At 56.9% G+C, this 17,082-nt stretch carries 15 protein-coding genes and 2 tRNA genes; 16 read left to right on the top strand and 1 reads right to left on the bottom strand.

All coding sequences use genetic code 11. The features are described from left to right. Positions 1–159 precede the first annotated feature (159 nt). Positions 160–636, top strand: a complete 477-nt coding sequence (gene greA / locus ACJ8HT_RS05505; RefSeq protein ID WP_004933539.1) for a transcription elongation factor GreA — start codon at positions 160–162, stop codon at positions 634–636. Between the two features lie 112 nt (positions 637–748). On the opposite strand, the gene yhbY is transcribed toward greA, so the two are convergent. Next, positions 749–1,042: a ribosome assembly RNA-binding protein YhbY gene (gene yhbY, locus ACJ8HT_RS05500; protein WP_004933536.1), complete on the bottom strand. Its 294-nt coding sequence runs from the start codon at positions 1,040–1,042 to the stop codon at positions 749–751. A 143-nt stretch (positions 1,043–1,185) separates the two neighbouring features. On the opposite strand from yhbY, the gene rlmE reads away from it, so the two are divergent. The 15 genes from rlmE to nlpI all read left to right on the top strand — a co-directional run bounded on the left by rlmE (position 1,186) and on the right by nlpI (position 17,040). Further along, entirely contained in the window at positions 1,186–1,815 is a 630-nt protein-coding gene (gene rlmE / locus ACJ8HT_RS05495) for a 23S rRNA (uridine(2552)-2'-O)-methyltransferase RlmE (protein ID WP_004933533.1), read from the top strand. 56 nt (positions 1,816–1,871) lie between these two features. Next, complete coding sequence (gene ftsH, locus ACJ8HT_RS05490; RefSeq protein WP_048232492.1) at positions 1,872–3,803, top strand: ATP-dependent zinc metalloprotease FtsH; 1,932 nt, start codon at positions 1,872–1,874, stop codon at positions 3,801–3,803. A 91-nt stretch (positions 3,804–3,894) separates the two neighbouring features. Further along, positions 3,895–4,731 (top strand): dihydropteroate synthase, encoded by an 837-nt coding sequence (gene folP / locus ACJ8HT_RS05485; RefSeq protein ID WP_060433997.1) that lies wholly within the window; start codon positions 3,895–3,897, stop codon positions 4,729–4,731. Positions 4,732–4,735: 4 nt separating this feature from the next. After that, entirely contained in the window at positions 4,736–6,073 is a 1,338-nt protein-coding gene (glmM, locus tag ACJ8HT_RS05480; protein WP_038879137.1) for a phosphoglucosamine mutase, read from the top strand. A gap of 220 nt (positions 6,074–6,293) precedes the next feature. Continuing rightward, positions 6,294–6,629, top strand: coding sequence for a preprotein translocase subunit SecG (gene secG / locus ACJ8HT_RS05475; RefSeq protein WP_004933519.1), 336 nt, complete (start codon positions 6,294–6,296; stop codon positions 6,627–6,629). Between the two features lie 70 nt (positions 6,630–6,699). Next, positions 6,700–6,786: transfer RNA gene (locus tag ACJ8HT_RS05470), tRNA-Leu, on the top strand. Between the two features lie 60 nt (positions 6,787–6,846). Continuing rightward, a tRNA-Met gene (locus ACJ8HT_RS05465) sits at positions 6,847–6,923 on the top strand. A gap of 217 nt (positions 6,924–7,140) precedes the next feature. Then, complete coding sequence (rimP, locus tag ACJ8HT_RS05460) at positions 7,141–7,593, top strand: ribosome maturation factor RimP (protein WP_028127574.1); 453 nt, start codon at positions 7,141–7,143, stop codon at positions 7,591–7,593. A gap of 21 nt (positions 7,594–7,614) precedes the next feature. Then, positions 7,615–9,123: a transcription termination factor NusA gene (gene nusA, locus ACJ8HT_RS05455; protein WP_019453340.1), complete on the top strand. Its 1,509-nt coding sequence runs from the start codon at positions 7,615–7,617 to the stop codon at positions 9,121–9,123. Between the two features lie 23 nt (positions 9,124–9,146). Next, on the top strand, positions 9,147–11,834 hold the full coding sequence (infB, locus tag ACJ8HT_RS05450; protein WP_004933511.1) for a translation initiation factor IF-2: 2,688 nt from the start codon (positions 9,147–9,149) through the stop codon (positions 11,832–11,834). Positions 11,835–11,904: 70 nt separating this feature from the next. Beyond that, positions 11,905–12,315 (top strand): 30S ribosome-binding factor RbfA, encoded by a 411-nt coding sequence (gene rbfA / locus ACJ8HT_RS05445; RefSeq protein ID WP_004933508.1) that lies wholly within the window; start codon positions 11,905–11,907, stop codon positions 12,313–12,315. After that, positions 12,315–13,259, top strand: a complete 945-nt coding sequence (gene truB / locus ACJ8HT_RS05440; RefSeq protein ID WP_060421943.1) for a tRNA pseudouridine(55) synthase TruB — start codon at positions 12,315–12,317, stop codon at positions 13,257–13,259. The genes rbfA and truB overlap by 1 nt, the downstream gene beginning before the upstream one ends. Before the next feature lie 124 nt (positions 13,260–13,383). Beyond that, the gene (rpsO, locus tag ACJ8HT_RS05435) at positions 13,384–13,653 is read left to right on the top strand and encodes a 30S ribosomal protein S15 (RefSeq protein ID WP_004933502.1); all 270 of its coding nucleotides are present in this window, start codon (positions 13,384–13,386) and stop codon (positions 13,651–13,653) included. A gap of 256 nt (positions 13,654–13,909) precedes the next feature. After that, a complete protein-coding gene (gene pnp, locus ACJ8HT_RS05430; RefSeq protein ID WP_047729246.1) occupies positions 13,910–16,027 on the top strand; it encodes a polyribonucleotide nucleotidyltransferase in 2,118 nt (705 codons plus the stop codon). A 128-nt stretch (positions 16,028–16,155) separates the two neighbouring features. Next, positions 16,156–17,040, top strand: coding sequence for a lipoprotein NlpI (nlpI, locus tag ACJ8HT_RS05425; protein ID WP_004933495.1), 885 nt, complete (start codon positions 16,156–16,158; stop codon positions 17,038–17,040). Positions 17,041–17,082 lie beyond the last annotated feature (42 nt).

Below are 17,082 nucleotides of genomic sequence, written 5' to 3'. Positions count from 1 at the left end.
TATCAAAATGCAAAACCGATCTTGGCTTGGGCCCCGTTCCGAGTCAGGTTTCTTTTGTTTGTCGCCTGGAGGCGGGTGGCGGTATGCCAACCGTGTTTTCATACGAATACGTCAGGATGACGGTTATTTGAACAGGAAAGATTTAGAGGTATTTATACGATGAACCAAATTCCGATGACCTTGTTTGGCGCTGAAAAACTGCGCGAAGAGCTCGAATATCTGAAAAGCGTGCGCCGTCCGAAAATCATTGCGGACATCGCGGAAGCGCGCGAACACGGCGATTTGAAAGAGAATGCCGAGTACCACGCCGCCCGCGAACAGCAGGGTTTCTGCGAAGGTCGCATTCAGGAAATCGAAGCCAAGCTGTCCAATGCTCAGGTGATCGATATCACCAAGATGCCGAACACCGGTCGGGTGATCTTCGGCGCCACCGTATCGGTGATGAATCTGGACAGCGAAGAAGAAGTGACTTACCGCATCGTTGGCGACGATGAGGCCGATTTCAAGAAAAATCTGATTTCGGTAAACTCGCCGATGGCGCGCGGCCTGATCGGCAAAGAGCAAGACGATGTGGTGGTGATCAAAACCCCTGGCGGCGACGTCGAGTATGAGATCCTGAAGGTTGAGTATCTCTGATCGAGGCCGTTGGTCATTAATGCGCCAACGTTTTGTAAAGATAGGAAAAAGGCCGCAAGCGGCCTTTTATCTTGGTCAGGCGCATGGCACCTTTTCGTTAACCTGATGGTTATTAACGCGGTAGACTGATCTTGCGCTCTTTCGACGGGCGGTAAAGAATAAGCGTGCTGCCGATAACTTGCACATTGCAGGCGCCCGTTTCACGCACAATAGCGTCGGCGATCAGGGTTTTGGTTTCGCGATCTTCAGCGGCGATTTTCACCTTGATCAGCTCATGATGCTCCAGAGCCTGTTCAATTTCAGCCAGCACCCCTTCGGTAAGACCGTTATTGCCCAGCATCACCACCGGTTTTAACGGATGCGCTAGGCCTTTCAGGTGCTGTTTTTGTTTATTATTCAGATTCATTGTCTTTTTTGCTTAAGTTGGGATTGAAAACGGTACATTCTACCGCCATCTCATGTATATCACCAAATCGGTCTTCACCGGTGTGAGTCTACGTGAGCAGCGACCCTGACATAAGACTCTTTTTATGATAGTTGGAAAACGAGATGGCTAATAAAAAGCGTTCGGCTAGCTCCAGTCGCTGGTTACAAGAACACTTTAGCGATAAATATGTACAGCAGGCACAGAAAAAGGGACTGCGTTCCCGTGCCTGGTTTAAACTTGATGAAATACAGCAGAGCGACAAACTGTTCAAACCGGGCATGACCGTGGTTGACCTGGGTGCCGCACCGGGCGGCTGGTCGCAGTATGTGGTCACCCAAATCGGCGGTACCGGGCGCATCATCGCCTGTGATATTTTGCCAATGGATCCTATCGTTGGCGTCGATTTCCTTCAGGGCGATTTTCGTGATGAACTGGTGCTGAAGGCGCTGTTGGAACGAGTAGGCGAGAGTAAGGTTCAGGTGGTCATGTCCGATATGGCCCCGAATATGAGTGGCACCCCGGCGGTCGATATTCCAAGGTCGATGTATCTGGTGGAGTTGGCGCTGGATATGTGTCGTGATGTCCTCGCACCAGGCGGAAGTTTCCTGGTGAAGGTGTTCCAGGGAGATGGCTTTGACGAGTACCTACGGGAAATTCGCTCCCTGTTTACGAAGGTTAAGATTCGTAAGCCAGACGCTTCCCGCGCCCGTTCGCGCGAAGTGTACATTGTAGCGACAGGGCGGAAACTGTAGTACCCTAACGCTGTTTGTTAACACAGTTGTAAGATGAGGTTAATCCCTTGAGTGACATGGCGAAAAACCTAATTCTCTGGTTAGTCATCGCGGTAGTGTTGATGTCTGTATTCCAGAGCTTTGGGCCCAGCGAGTCGAATGGCCGTAGGGTGGATTACTCTACCTTCATGTCCGAACTGACCCAGGACCAGGTTCGCGAAGCGCGAATCAACGGACGTGAAATTAACGTTACCAAGAAAGACAGTAACAAATACACGACCTACATCCCTGTCAACGATCCTAAGTTGCTGGATACGTTGTTAACGAAGAATGTGAAAGTGGTCGGCGAGCCGCCTGAAGAGCCGAGCCTGCTGGCTTCTATCTTTATCTCCTGGTTCCCGATGCTGTTGCTGATCGGGGTCTGGATCTTCTTTATGCGGCAAATGCAGGGCGGCGGCGGCAAGGGCGCTATGTCCTTCGGCAAGAGCAAGGCCCGCATGCTGACGGAAGACCAGATCAAGACCACTTTCGCCGATGTCGCCGGTTGTGACGAAGCGAAAGAAGAGGTGAGCGAACTGGTGGAATACCTGCGCGAGCCGAGTCGTTTCCAGAAATTGGGCGGCAAGATCCCGAAAGGCGTGCTGATGGTTGGCCCGCCGGGGACCGGTAAAACGCTGCTGGCGAAAGCGATCGCCGGCGAAGCGAAGGTGCCGTTCTTCACCATTTCCGGTTCCGACTTCGTCGAAATGTTCGTCGGTGTGGGTGCATCCCGCGTGCGCGACATGTTCGAACAAGCGAAGAAAGCCGCGCCGTGCATCATCTTCATCGATGAAATCGACGCCGTCGGCCGCCAGCGTGGCGCCGGCCTGGGTGGCGGTCACGATGAGCGCGAGCAGACTCTGAACCAGATGCTGGTTGAGATGGACGGTTTCGAAGGCAACGAAGGCATCATCGTCATCGCGGCCACCAACCGTCCTGACGTGCTTGACCCTGCGCTGCTGCGTCCGGGCCGCTTCGACCGTCAGGTCGTGGTCGGGCTGCCGGATGTGCGTGGCCGTGAGCAGATCCTGAAGGTGCACATGCGCCGCGTGCCGTTGGCTGCCGATATCGACGCCTCCGTCATTGCGCGCGGTACGCCGGGCTTCTCCGGTGCCGACTTGGCTAACCTGGTCAACGAAGCGGCGCTGTTCGCTGCCCGCGGCAACAAGCGCGTGGTGTCGATGGTGGAGTTCGAGAAAGCCAAAGACAAGATCATGATGGGTGCGGAACGTCGCTCCATGGTGATGACCGAAGCGCAGAAAGAGTCGACCGCGTATCACGAAGCGGGCCACGCCATCATTGGCCGCCTGGTTCCTGAACACGATCCGGTACACAAGGTGACGATCATTCCTCGTGGCCGTGCGCTCGGCGTGACCTTCTTCCTGCCGGAAGGGGATGCGATCAGCGCCAGCCGTCAGAAGCTGGAGAGCCAAATCTCCACCCTGTACGGCGGTCGTCTGGCGGAAGAGATCATCTACGGGCCGGAAAAAGTCTCTACCGGTGCGTCGAACGACATCAAAGTGGCGACCTCCATCGCCCGCAACATGGTGACCCAGTGGGGCTTCTCCGAGAAGCTGGGGCCGCTGCTGTATGCGGAAGAAGAGGGCGAAGTGTTCCTGGGCCGTTCCGTGGCCAAGGCGAAGCACATGTCGGATGAAACCGCGCGCATCATCGACCAGGAAGTGAAGTCGCTGATCGAACGTAACTACGTCCGTGCACGTACGCTGCTGATGGAGAACATGGACATCCTGCACTCGATGAAGGATGCGCTGATGAAGTATGAAACCATCGATGCGCCGCAGATCGACGATCTGATGAACCGCAAAGACGTGCGTCCGCCGGCGGGCTGGGACGATGCGAATAAAGGCAACAGCTCCGACAACGGCGGCACTCCGAAAGCGCCGACGCCGGTAGATGAGCCGCGCACCCCAACGCCGGGCAACACCATGTCCGAACAGCTCGACAAGTAACAGCGGCTGTGTAATAACATCAAACCCCGGTACGCCGGGGTTTTTTTTGCCCGGCGGGCAGTGAACCAGGCAACAGTAAGGTGGACCAACCATGCAGTTAACCGTGCGCGACATGACGCTCAACCTCTCCTATCCGCAGGTGATGGGTATCCTCAACGTGACGCCGGATTCGTTTTCCGACGGCGGCCGCCACAACACGCTGAACCAGGCGCTGCTGCACGCGCATGCGCTGATTTCGGCCGGTGCCACGATGATCGATATCGGTGGTGAATCGACCCGGCCGGGGGCGGCGGAGGTGAGTGAAGAGGAAGAGTTGGAACGGGTCGTGCCGGTGGTGGAAGCGCTGGCGCAACGCTTCGAAGTCTTCATCTCGGTCGATACCTCGAAAGCGGGCGTGATCCGCGAATCGGCACACGCCGGCGCACACCTGATCAACGACATTCGCTCGCTGCAGGAGCCAGGTGCTCTCGCGGCGGCGGCGGAAAGCGGCCTGCCGGTTTGCCTGATGCACATGCAAGGACAGCCGCGCACCATGCAGCAGGCGCCGCACTACGACGATCTGATCGCTGACGTTCAGGCGTTTTTCGAACACCATATCCAGCGCTGTAACGAGGCGGGGATAACAAATCAGAAATTGCTGCTCGACCCAGGCTTCGGTTTCGGTAAAAATTTGGCGCACAACTATCAGCTTCTGGCCCGGTTGTCGGAGTTTCATCGTTTCGGTTTGCCGCTGCTGGTCGGCATGTCGCGCAAATCGATGATAGGACAACTGCTGAACGTGCCACCGGATCAACGGGTTATCGGCAGCGTGGCCTGCGCGGTGATCGCAGCAATGCAGGGCGCGCAGATTGTCAGAGTGCATGACGTTAAAGAAACCGTCGAGGCGATGCGTGTCGTCGAGGCAACACTTTCAGCTAAGGGACAGTAGAGACATGAGCGAGCGCAAATATTTTGGCACCGACGGCATCCGTGGCAAGGTCGGGGACAGCCCCATCACGCCGGACTTCGTGCTGAAGCTGGGCTGGGCGGCGGGTAAAGTGCTGGCGCGTCACGGTTCGCGCAAGATCATCATCGGTAAGGACACGCGCATCTCCGGCTATATGCTGGAATCCGCTCTGGAGGCCGGCCTGGCGGCCGCAGGGTTGTCCGCCTCCTTCACCGGGCCGATGCCTACCCCGGCGGTGGCTTATCTGACGCGCACCTTCCGCGCCGAAGCGGGTATCGTTATCTCCGCGTCGCATAACCCGTTCTATGACAACGGCATCAAGTTCTTCTCGATCGACGGCGCCAAGCTGCCGGACAACGTCGAAGAAGCGATCGAAGCCGAGATGGAAAAGCCGCTGACCTGCGTGGAGTCCGCCGAGCTGGGTAAAGCCAGCCGCATCATCGACGCCGCCGGCCGCTACATCGAATTCTGCAAAGGCACCTTCCCGAGCGAGCTGAGCCTGAAGGGGCTGAAAATCGTGGTTGACTGCGCCAACGGGGCGACTTACCACATCGCGCCGAGCGTGCTGCGCGAGCTGGGCGCTACGGTGATCGCCATCGGTGTTGAGCCGGACGGCATGAACATCAATGAAAAATGCGGCGCCACTGACGTGCGTCAGCTGCAAGAGCGCGTACTGAAGGAAAAAGCGCACGTTGGCCTGGCGTTCGACGGCGACGGCGATCGCGTGATGATGGTGGACCACCTGGGCAACAAGGTGGACGGCGATCAGATCCTGTACATTATCGCCCGTGAAGGCCTGCGTCAGGGCCAGCTGCGCGGCGGCGCGGTCGGCACCCTGATGAGCAATATGGGCCTGGAACTGGCGTTGAAACAGCTGGGCATTCCGTTCGCTCGCGCCAAAGTGGGCGACCGCTACGTGCTGGAGAAGCTGCAGGAGCTGGGCTGGCGTATCGGTGCGGAAAACTCCGGCCATGTGATCCTGCTGGACAAAACCACCACCGGCGACGGCATCGTGGCCGGGCTGCAGGTGCTGACCGCCATGGTGCGCAACCACATGAGCCTGCATGACCTGTGCAGCGGTATGAAGCTGCTGCCGCAGATCCTGGTCAACGTGCGCTTCGCCGGCGATCACAATCCGCTGGAGTCCGACGCGGTGCGTAAAGTCACCGAGCAGGTGGAAGCCGAGCTGGCAGGCCGCGGCCGGGTGCTGCTGCGCAAATCGGGCACCGAACCGCTGATCCGCGTGATGGTGGAAGGCGAGGACGAACAACAGGTGACCGCGCTGGCGCATCGCATCGCCGACGCGGTGAAATCCGCAGGTTAAAACAGACAGTTAGCCGCCGGGCTCGGCAAAGCTGAGCCCGGAGAGGCGATTGTTGGCGTTTTTTTCCGCAAACGCGCCGACGGCTGCAAATTGCCCTTGCGCGGGTTGGCGGCTTTGGTTAGTATTCAGACCCGCTTCAGTAGGCAGTTTATAAAAACGCCTGCTTGATGAGTGTGAAGCATTTGGCATGCGGTGAGGCCGCAAGGATACGGGTACTACTATGTACGAAGCTCTTCTGGTAATTTTCCTGCTGATCTCAATCGGGCTGGTCGCTCTGATTATGCTGCAGCAAGGTAAAGGCGCTGATATGGGAGCCTCTTTCGGAGCAGGTGCATCAGGCACGTTGTTCGGTTCGAGTGGTTCCGGTAACTTTATGACCCGCATGACTGCTGTGCTGGCGACGCTGTTCTTCGTCATCAGCCTGATTCTGGGCAACCTCAGCAGCAACCAAAGCAAGAAAGGCAGCGAGTGGGAAAACCTGGGTCAGCCAGTGAAAACTGAGCAGACAACCGCGCCGGCAGCACCTGCCAAGCCGAGCAGCGATATCCCGCAGTAAGCCGCAACAAAGTTTGAAAACGGTGGTTGTGAACTCGAAAGAACAACGGCCGTTAGCAGTAAGAATCAGTACCGAGGTGGTGGAATTGGTAGACACGCTACCTTGAGGTGGTAGTGCCCTAACGGGCTTGTGGGTTCGAGTCCCATCCTCGGTACCAAATCCCAGAGATAACTTGCAATTTTGCGATTATCGGCGTAGTATTTGCCACGTTTTCGGACGCGGGGTGGAGCAGCCTGGTAGCTCGTCGGGCTCATAACCCGAAGGTCGTCGGTTCAAATCCGGCCCCCGCAACCACTTTCCTTTAAGTGTTTATTTTCAAATACACTTTTCGATTGAAACCCGCTTTTCTCGATCAACATTTGAAAATGACACTTGCTCGAAAGTTGTACCGAGGCCGCCTAGCGGCAAACAGGGTCCAGTTGCATAAAGCCCCGATTTTTCGGGGTTTTTTGTTATTTGGCAACAGAATCACTGGGCTATTTAGCCCTTTTTTTATGTCTTGGGGGTGGGCTTGTCCACATTAGAGCAACAGTTAACAGAGATGCTTTCGGCACCGGTAGAAGCGTTGGGCTTTGAGCTTGTAGGCATCGAATTCATTCGTGCGCGCCAATCGACGCTCCGCATCTATATTGATAGTGATAACGGCATCAATGTTGATGATTGCGCTGATGTCAGCCACCAGGTCAGCGCTGTATTGGACGTCGAAGATCCAATCACGGTCGCTTACAACTTGGAAGTCTCCTCTCCTGGCCTTGATCGCCCGATGTTCACCGCTGAGCACTATACGCGTTTCCTCGGTGAAGAAGTCAGCCTGGTCCTGCGCATGGCGGTACAAAACCGTCGCAAGTGGCAGGGTATTATCAAGTCTGTCGAAGGCGAGATGATCACGGTTACTGTGGAAGGGAAAGATGAAGTGTTCGCGCTGAGCAACATCCAGAAAGCGAACCTGGTACCCCACTTTTAAAGTTTGGAAGAGGCAACTAGGATGAACAAAGAGATTCTGGCTGTTGTTGAAGCAGTTTCCAATGAAAAATCCCTTCCGCGCGAGAAGATTTTCGAAGCGCTGGAAACTGCATTAGCCACCGCAACCAAGAAAAAATACGAGCAGGAAATCGACGTGCGCGTCAGCATTGACCGCAGAACCGGCGATTTCGATACCTTCCGCCGTTGGGTCGCCGTAGATGAAGTGACTCAGCCAACGCGTGAAATCACGCTGGAAGCTGCTCAGTTTGAAGACCCGAGCATCGAGCTCGGCGGCTACGTCGAAGATCAGATCGAATCCGTGACCTTTGACCGTATCACCACCCAAACCGCCAAGCAGGTTATCGTGCAGAAAGTGCGCGAAGCCGAGCGTGCAATGGTGGTTGACGCTTTCCGTGAACACGAAGGTGAGATCGTCACCGGCGTGGTGAAGAAAGTGAACCGTGACAGCATCGCACTGGATCTGGGCAACAACGCCGAAGCGGTGATTGGCCGTGAAGACATGCTGCCGCGCGAAAACTTCCGTCCGGGCGACCGCATTCGCGGCGTTCTGTACGCCGTGCGTCCTGAAGCTCGCGGCGCGCAGCTGTTCGTCAGCCGTTCCAGTTCGGAAATGCTGAAAGAACTGTTCCGCATCGAAGTGCCGGAAATCGGCGAAGAAGTGATTGAAATTAAAGCGGCAGCCCGCGATCCTGGCTCCCGCGCGAAAATTGCAGTGAAAACCAACGACAAGCGCATCGACCCGGTCGGCGCCTGCGTAGGTATGCGCGGTGCGCGCGTTCAGGCCGTGTCGAGCGAGCTCGGCGGCGAACGCATCGACATCATCCTGTGGGATGATAACCCAGCGCAATTCGTCATCAACGCCATGGCGCCGGCCGACGTCGCGTCGATCGTGGTAGATGAAGATAACTGCACCATGGATATCGCCGTTGAAGCCAGCAACCTGGCGCAGGCGATCGGCCGTAACGGCCAAAACGTGCGTTTGGCTTCCCAGCTGCTGAAACAACACCGCGGCGACGATCGTTGGGAACTGAACGTGATGACGGCGGACGACCTGCAGGCCAAGCACCAGGCCGAGGCTCATGCCGCTATTGATACCTTCACCAAGTATCTTGATATCGACGAAGATTTCGCCACCGTACTGGTTGAAGAAGGCTTCTCCACGCTGGAAGAGCTGGCCTACGTGCCGATCAAAGAGCTGTTGGAAATCGACGGTCTGGATGAAGATACGGTTGAAGCATTGCGCGAACGCGCCAAAGCTGCATTGACCACGCTGGCCCTGGCACAAGAAGAAAGCCTGGGCGACAACAAACCGGCCGACGATTTGCTCAACCTGCCGGGTCTTGAGCGCAGCATGGCCTTTAAACTGGCCGCGCGTGGGGTTTGTACGCTGGAAGATCTTGCCGAGCAGGGTGTTGACGATCTGGCTGATATTGAAGGGCTTAGCGACGAGCAAGCCGGTGAGCTGATCATGGCTGCACGCAATATCTGTTGGTTTGGCGACAACGCGTAATAACTGTAGCAGGAAGGAACAGCATGACGACAGATGTAACCGTAAAATCGCTGGCAGCAGAGATTCAGACTCCGGTTGATCGCCTGGTACAGCAGTTTGCTGATGCAGGGATCAACAAGTCCGAGTCGGACTCTGTTACCCAGCAAGAAAAAGAAACATTGCTGGCGCACCTGAACCGTGAACACGGCAGCGCGCCGGGTAAACTCACTTTGCAGCGCAAAACGCGCAGCACCTTGAATATCCCGAGCACCGGCGGTAAAAGTAAATCGGTGCAAATTGAGGTCCGCAAGAAACGCACTTATGTAAATCGCGATACGCAGGAAGCCCAGTTGGCTGAAGCGGCAGAGCAGGCACAGCGTGAAGCGGAAGAGCAGGCACGGCGCGAAGCGGAAGAGCTCGCAAAACGCGAAGCGGAAGCGAAGCGCGCTGCCGAAGAGCAAGCCAAACGTGAGGCCGCGGAGATTGCTAAGCGTAATTCAGCGGAAAAAGAAAAAGTGACCAATCAACATACCGACGAAATGACCAAGCCAGCTCAGGCGGAAAAAGCACGCCGTGAAGCCGAAGCCGCTGAACTGAAACGCAAAGCGGAAGAGGAAGTGCGCCGCAAGGTTGAAGAGGAAGCCAAGCGCGTGGCGGAAGAAGCCCGTCGCATGGCCGAAGAGAACGGCGAGAAGTGGGCCCAGGCAGACGCGGCAAGCGCCGCGGTTGAAAGCGCCGACTATCACGTGACCACCTCTCAGCACGCCCGTGCCGCAGAAGACGAGAACGACGCCAAAGTTGAAGGCGATCGTCGCAGCCGCACCCGCGGCGGCAAAGCCACCAAGCAGAAGAAAGGCAACAAGCTGTCCGAGTCCAAAGCGGACCGCGAAGAAGCGCGTGCCGTTACCCGTGGCGGTAAAGGCAAACGCAAGCCTAGCGCTCTGCAGCAGGGCTTCAACAAGCCGGCGCAGGTGGTTAACCGTGACGTGGTGATCGGCGAAACCATCACCGTGGCCGAGCTGGCCAACAAGATGGCGGTAAAAGGTTCTCAGGTCATCAAAGTGATGATGAAGCTGGGCGCCATGGCCACCATCAACCAGGTTATCGACCAGGAAACCGCACAGCTGGTTGCCGAAGAGATGGGCCACAAAGTTATCCTGCGTCGTGAAAACGAGCTGGAAGAAGCGCTGATGAGCGACCGTGATACGGGCGCTGCGGCTGAGCCGCGCGCGCCGGTCGTGACCATCATGGGCCACGTTGACCACGGTAAAACCTCTCTGCTGGACTACATCCGCTCCACCAAAGTGGCGGCGGGCGAAGCCGGCGGCATCACCCAGCACATCGGTGCCTACCACGTAGAAACCGAGAACGGCATGATCACCTTCCTGGATACCCCGGGCCACGCCGCGTTTACCTCGATGCGTGCTCGCGGTGCTCAGGCGACTGACATCGTGGTTCTGGTGGTGGCGGCCGACGACGGCGTGATGCCACAGACCATCGAAGCTATCCAGCACGCGAAAGCGGCGCAGGTGCCGTTGGTGGTTGCGGTGAACAAAATCGACAAGCCGGAAGCCGATCCGGACCGCGTTAAGCAGGAACTGTCTCAGTACGGCGTTATGCCGGAAGAGTGGGGCGGCGAAGCGCAGTTCGTCCACGTGTCCGCGAAAGCCGGTACTGGTATCGACGAGCTGCTGCAGGCTATCCTGCTGCAGGCCGAAGTGCTGGAGCTGAAAGCGGTTCGCAGCGGCATGGCGAGCGGCGTGGTGATCGAGTCCTTCCTGGATAAAGGCCGTGGCCCTGTGGCTACCGTGCTGGTTCAGGAAGGTACGCTGAACAAGGGCGATATCGTCCTGTGCGGCTTCGAATACGGCCGTGTGCGTGCGATGCGCGACGAGCTGGGCCGTGAAGTGACCTCCGCCGGTCCGTCTATCCCTGTGGAAATCCTGGGTCTGTCCAGCGTGCCTGCAGCGGGTGACGAAGCGACCGTGGTGCGTGACGAGAAGAAAGCGCGTGAAGTGGCGCTGTACCGTCAGGGCAAGTTCCGCGAAGTCAAACTGGCGCGTCAGCAGAAGTCCAAGCTGGAAAACATGTTCGCCAACATGACCGACGGCGAAGTGTCCGAGCTGAACATCGTACTGAAGTCCGACGTACAGGGTTCTTGCGAAGCGATCAGCGACTCGCTGCTGAAACTCTCCACCGACGAAGTGAAGGTGAAGATTGTCGGCTCCGGCGTAGGTGGTATCACCGAAACCGACGCGACGCTGGCTGCGGCTTCCAACGCCATCATCCTGGGCTTCAACGTGCGTGCCGACGCTTCTGCGCGCCGCGTAATCGAAGCGGAAAGCCTGGATCTGCGTTACTACTCCGTGATCTATAACCTGATCGACGAAGTGAAGCAGGCGATGAGCGGTATGTTGGCGCCGGAATACAAGCAGCAGATCATCGGCCTGGCCGAAGTGCGCGACGTGTTCAAATCGCCTAAGTTCGGCGCTATCGCCGGCTGTATGGTTACCGAAGGGACCATCAAGCGTCACAACCCAATCCGCGTACTGCGCGACAACGTGGTTATCTATGAAGGCGAGCTGGAATCCCTGCGCCGCTTCAAAGATGACGTTAACGAAGTCCGTAACGGCATGGAATGTGGTATCGGCGTTAAGAACTATAACGACGTGCGCGTCGGCGACATGATCGAAGTGTTCGAAATCATTGAGATCCAACGCACCATCGCTTAACGATTGCACATCTGCTTATATCTGTTTACGGGGGGCCTTTGTGCCCCCCGATTTGTCTGGAGAATCCAAAATGGCAAAAGAATTCAGCCGCGGTCAACGCGTGGCGCAAGAGATGCAGAAAGAGATTGCGATCATTCTGCAGCGTGAAGTGAAAGATCCGCGCGTCGGCATGGCGACCGTTTCCGGCGTGGAAGTGTCCCGCGACCTGGCGTATGCCAAGGTTTACGTCACCTTCCTGAACGTGCTGACCGAGAACCACGATCCGGATCTGGTCACCAACGGCATTAAAGCGTTGCAGGACGCTTCCGGCTACATCCGTACCCTGCTGGGCAAAGCGATGCGCCTGCGCGTGGTGCCGGAGCTGACCTTCGCTTACGACAACTCCCTGGTGGAAGGCATGCGCATGTCCAACCTGGTGACCAACGTGGTGAAGAACGACGCCGAGCGCCGTTCCGCCTCAGGCGATGACAAGGAGGATTAATGAGTCGCCCTCGTCGCCGCGGCCGTGATATCCACGGCGTGCTGTTGCTGGACAAGCCGCAGGGCTTGTCATCCAACGATGCGCTGCAAAAAGTAAAACGCCTGTACAACGCGAACCGGGCGGGCCATACCGGCGCGCTCGATCCGTTGGCGACCGGCATGCTGCCTATCTGCCTGGGCGAAGCGACCAAGTTTTCGCAATACCTGCTCGATTCCGACAAGCGTTATCGGGTGATCGCCAAGCTGGGGCAGCGCACCGATACCTCCGACGCCGACGGCCAGATCGTGCAGGAGCGCCCGGTGAATTTTACCCAGGCGCAGCTCGACGCGGCGCTGGACACCTTCCGCGGCGATATCCAGCAGGTGCCGTCGATGTATTCGGCGCTGAAATACCAAGGCAAGAAACTCTACGAGTATGCGCGCCAGGGGATTGAAGTGCCGCGCGAAGCGCGCAGCATCACGGTGTACGAGCTGCAGTTTATCCGCTGGGAAGGGGATGAGCTGGAGCTGGAGATCCACTGCTCGAAAGGCACCTACATCCGTACCATCACCGACGATCTCGGCGAGCTGCTGGGCTGCGGCGCGCACGTGATCTATCTGCGCCGCCTGCAGGTGGCGACTTATCCGATCGCGCGCATGGTGACGCTGGAACAGCTGAACGCTTTGCTGGCTCAGGCGCAGGAACAAGACATCGCGCCCGGCGAACTGCTCGATCCGCTGCTGATGCCGATGGACAGCCCGGTTGAGAACTATCCGGAAGTGAATTTGCTGCCGGTGGTGGCGGGCTACGTCAAGCAGGGGCAACCGGTGCAAGTGGCCGGCGCGCCGGCTTCCGGCCTGGTGCGTATCACCGAGGGTGAAGAGCGAAAATTCATCGGCGTTGGTGACATCGCCGAAGACGGTCGCGTGGCGCCGCGCCGCCTGGTGGTCGAGCATTTCGACTGACGGCGGGGCACTGCGTCGCCTTGCGATCGCACTGCGCTAAGAGTAGAATGGCGCAGCTTATGCATTGGGTTGCTGAATTAGAGATCGGCGCCTGTTTTTATTATCTATAATCTGGAGTATTACAATGTCTCTAAGTGTTGAAGCTAAAGCTCAAATCGTAGCTGATTTCGGTCGTGGTACTAACGACAGCGGTTCTACCGAAGTTCAGGTTGCCCTGCTGACTGCGCAGATCAACCATCTGCAAGGCCACTTCTCCGAGCACAAAAAAGATCACCACAGCCGTCGTGGTCTGCTGCGTATGGTTTCTCAGCGTCGTAAGCTGCTGGACTACCTGAAGCGTAAAGATGTAGCACGTTACACCAGCCTGATCGAGCGTCTGGGTCTGCGTCGCTAATCTAGCAAGTTTCAGTGGAAAGGGGCCTATTTTGGCCCCTTTCTTCTAGGAAGCATAAGCAAATCAGGTTAATGTATTACTGATGTTTCCAAACAGGTTCTTCCGTTACAGAGGTTCGCGCGGCTAATGAGAGGCTTTATCTCCCGTCTGAGATAAGGATTGTCATTAGTCGCGAGGATGTAGTGAGAAGGCAAATCGAGTCACAGGCGTGTCGAGTCGTCAATGCGATTGCGCGCCGCTAATCAAGGATATAATTTTGCTGACACCGATCATTCGCAAATTCCAGTATGGCCAGCATACCGTCACCATCGAAACCGGTATGATGGCTCGTCAGGCCACCGCCGCCGTTATGGTGAGCATGGATGACACCGCCGTCTTCGTTACCGTCGTTGGCCAGAAAAAAGCCAAGCCGGGCCAGAGCTTCTTCCCGCTGACCGTTAACTACCAAGAGCGTACCTACGCCGCCGGCCGTATCCCGGGCAGCTTCTTCCGTCGCGAAGGCCGTCCGAGCGAAGGCGAGACGCTGACTTCCCGTCTGATTGACCGTCCGATCCGCCCACTGTTCCCGGACAGCTTCCTGAACGAAGTTCAGGTGATCGCGACCGTGGTTTCCGTTAACCCGCAGGTGAACCCGGACATCGTTGCGATGATCGGTGCTTCCGCAGCCCTGAGCCTGTCCGGTATTCCGTTCAACGGCCCAATCGGCGCAGCGCGCGTGGGTTACATCAACGACCAGTACGTACTGAACCCAACGACTGACGAACTGAAAGAAAGCCGTCTGGATCTGGTGGTTGCCGGTACTGCGGGTGCGGTGCTGATGGTTGAATCCGAAGCGGACGTGCTGAGCGAAGACCAGATGCTGGGCGCCGTGGTGTTCGGCCACGACCAGCAGCAAGTGGTTATCGAAAACATCAACGCGCTGGTTGCCGAAGCCGGCAAGCCGAAGTGGGATTGGCAGGCGCCTGCGGTCAACGAAGCGCTGCACGCGCGCGTGGCTGAACTGGCCGAAGCTCGCCTGGGCGACGCTTACCACATCACCGAAAAACAAGAGCGCTACGCTCAGGTTGACGCGATCAAAGACAGCGTCGTTGAAACTCTGCTGGCGCAGGACGAGACTCTGGATGCCTCTGAAATTCAAGACATCCTGGGCAACGTCGAGAAAAACGTGGTGCGTAGCCGCGTACTGCGTGGCGAGCCGCGTATCGACGGCCGTGAAAAAGACATGATCCGTGGCCTGGACGTGCGCACCGGCGTACTGCCGCGCACCCACGGTTCCGCGCTGTTCACCCGTGGCGAAACTCAGGCGCTGGTTACCGCGACCCTGGGCACCGCGCGCGACGCACAGAACCTGGACGAGCTGATGGGCGAAAAGACCGACAGCTTCCTGTTCCACTACAACTTCCCTCCGTACTCCGTGGGCGAAACCGGCATGGTCGGTTCACCTAAGCGTCGTGAAATCGGTCACGGTCGCCTGGCGAAACGCGGCGTATTGGCTATGATGCCTAAACCAGAAGATTTCCCGTACACCGTTCGCGTGGTGTCTGAAATCACCGAATCCAACGGTTCTTCTTCCATGGCTTCCGTGTGCGGCGCGTCTCTGGCGCTGATGGACGCCGGTGTGCCAATCAAGGCTGCCGTTGCGGGTATCGCGATGGGCCTGGTGAAAGAAGCCGATAACTTTGTGGTTCTGTCCGACATTCTGGGTGACGAAGATCACCTGGGCGACATGGACTTCAAAGTGGCCGGTAGCCGCGACGGTATCACCGCGCTGCAGATGGACATCAAAATCGAAGGCATCACCCGCGAAATCATGCAGGTGGCTCTGAACCAGGCCAAGGGCGCGCGTCTGCACATCCTGGGCGTGATGGAACAGGCTATCAGCACCCCGCGCGGCGATATCTCCGAATTCGCACCGCGTATTCATACTATCCGCATCAACCCGGATAAAATCAAAGACGTGATCGGTAAGGGCGGTTCCGTTATCCGCGCACTGACCGAAGAGACTGGCACTACCATCGAAATTGAAGATGATGGTACAGTTAAAATCGCTGCGACCGACGGTGAGAAAGCGAAATTCGCTATCCGTCGTATCGAAGAGATCACGGCAGAGATCGAAGTGGGCCGTATCTATCAGGGTAAAGTGACCCGTATCGTTGATTTCGGCGCGTTCGTCGCTATCGGCGGTGGTAAAGAAGGTCTGGTACACATTTCTCAGATCGCCGACAAGCGCGTCGAGAAAGTGACCGACTATCTGCAGATGGGTCAGGAAGTGCCGGTTAAGGTACTGGAAGTTGACCGTCAGGGCCGCGTGCGTCTGAGCATCAAAGAAGCGATGGCGCCGGAAGCGGGTTCACCTGCGCCTGAAGCAGAATAACTGTATAGATAGTTTTACAGCTCCCCGCCATGGGGTTGGGAGCTGTTCGTATCGCGCGGGTAGGATGCCCGCGTATTAGCAAACGGAGGACAGGACGTTCATCCAATGTTTGTCTTCGGGAGTGGGAAATGAAGCCTTTCTTGCGCTGGTGTTACGTTGCGACAGCACTCATGCTGGCAGGATGCAGCAACCATGATTGGCGTAAAGACGAAGTTTTGGCAATCCCGTTGCAGCCAACGTTGCAGCAGGAAGTGATCCTGGCGCGCATGGAACAAATTCTTGCCAGCCGGGCACTGACGGACGACGAACGCGCACAGCTTTTATATGAGCGCGGTGTGCTGTATGATAGCCTCGGGTTACGTGCATTAGCGCGCAATGATTTCTCGCAGGCGCTGGCGATACGTCCCGACATGCCGGAAGTTTTCAACTACCTGGGCATTTACTTAACGCAGGCAGGCAATTTTGATGCTGCCTATGAAGCGTTTGATTCTGTACTAGAGCTTGATCCAACTTACAATTACGCGCGTTTAAACCGGGGCATCGCACTGTATTATGGCGGCCGCTTCCCGTTGGCGCAGGATGATCTGCAGGCGTTTTATCAAGACGACCCAAACGATCCCTTCCGTTCGTTATGGCTGTATCTGGTGGAGCGAGAAATCGATCCCAAGAAGGCCGAGGTAGCGCTTCAGCAGCGCTATGACAAAGCGGACAGAGGGCAATGGGGATGGAATATTGTCGAATTCTACCTGGGCAAGATCAGCGAAAAAACGCTGATGGAACGCCTCAAGGCAGATGCAACGGATAACACTTCGCTCGCTGAGCATCTCAGTGAAACTGACTTCTATTTGGGTAAACACTACCTGAGTCTGGGGGACAAGGACACCGCTTCGGCGCTGTTCAAACTGACGGTGTCTAACAACGTTCACAACTTCGTTGAGCACCGCTATGCATTGTTGGAATTGGCGCTTTTGGGCCAAGAGCAAGACGACCTATCGGAATCGGACCAGCAATAGCTGACGAACACCTATCAGCCTGATGGACATTGGTTTTTAACC

Origin of the sequence: Serratia sp. CY44782, from assembly GCF_052168715.1 — a bacterium.
Classification (GTDB): Bacteria; Pseudomonadota; Gammaproteobacteria; order Enterobacterales; family Enterobacteriaceae; genus Serratia; species Serratia nevei.
The sequence above is the reverse complement of the archived record's forward strand: the minus strand, read 5'-3'. Positions and strand labels throughout refer to the sequence as shown.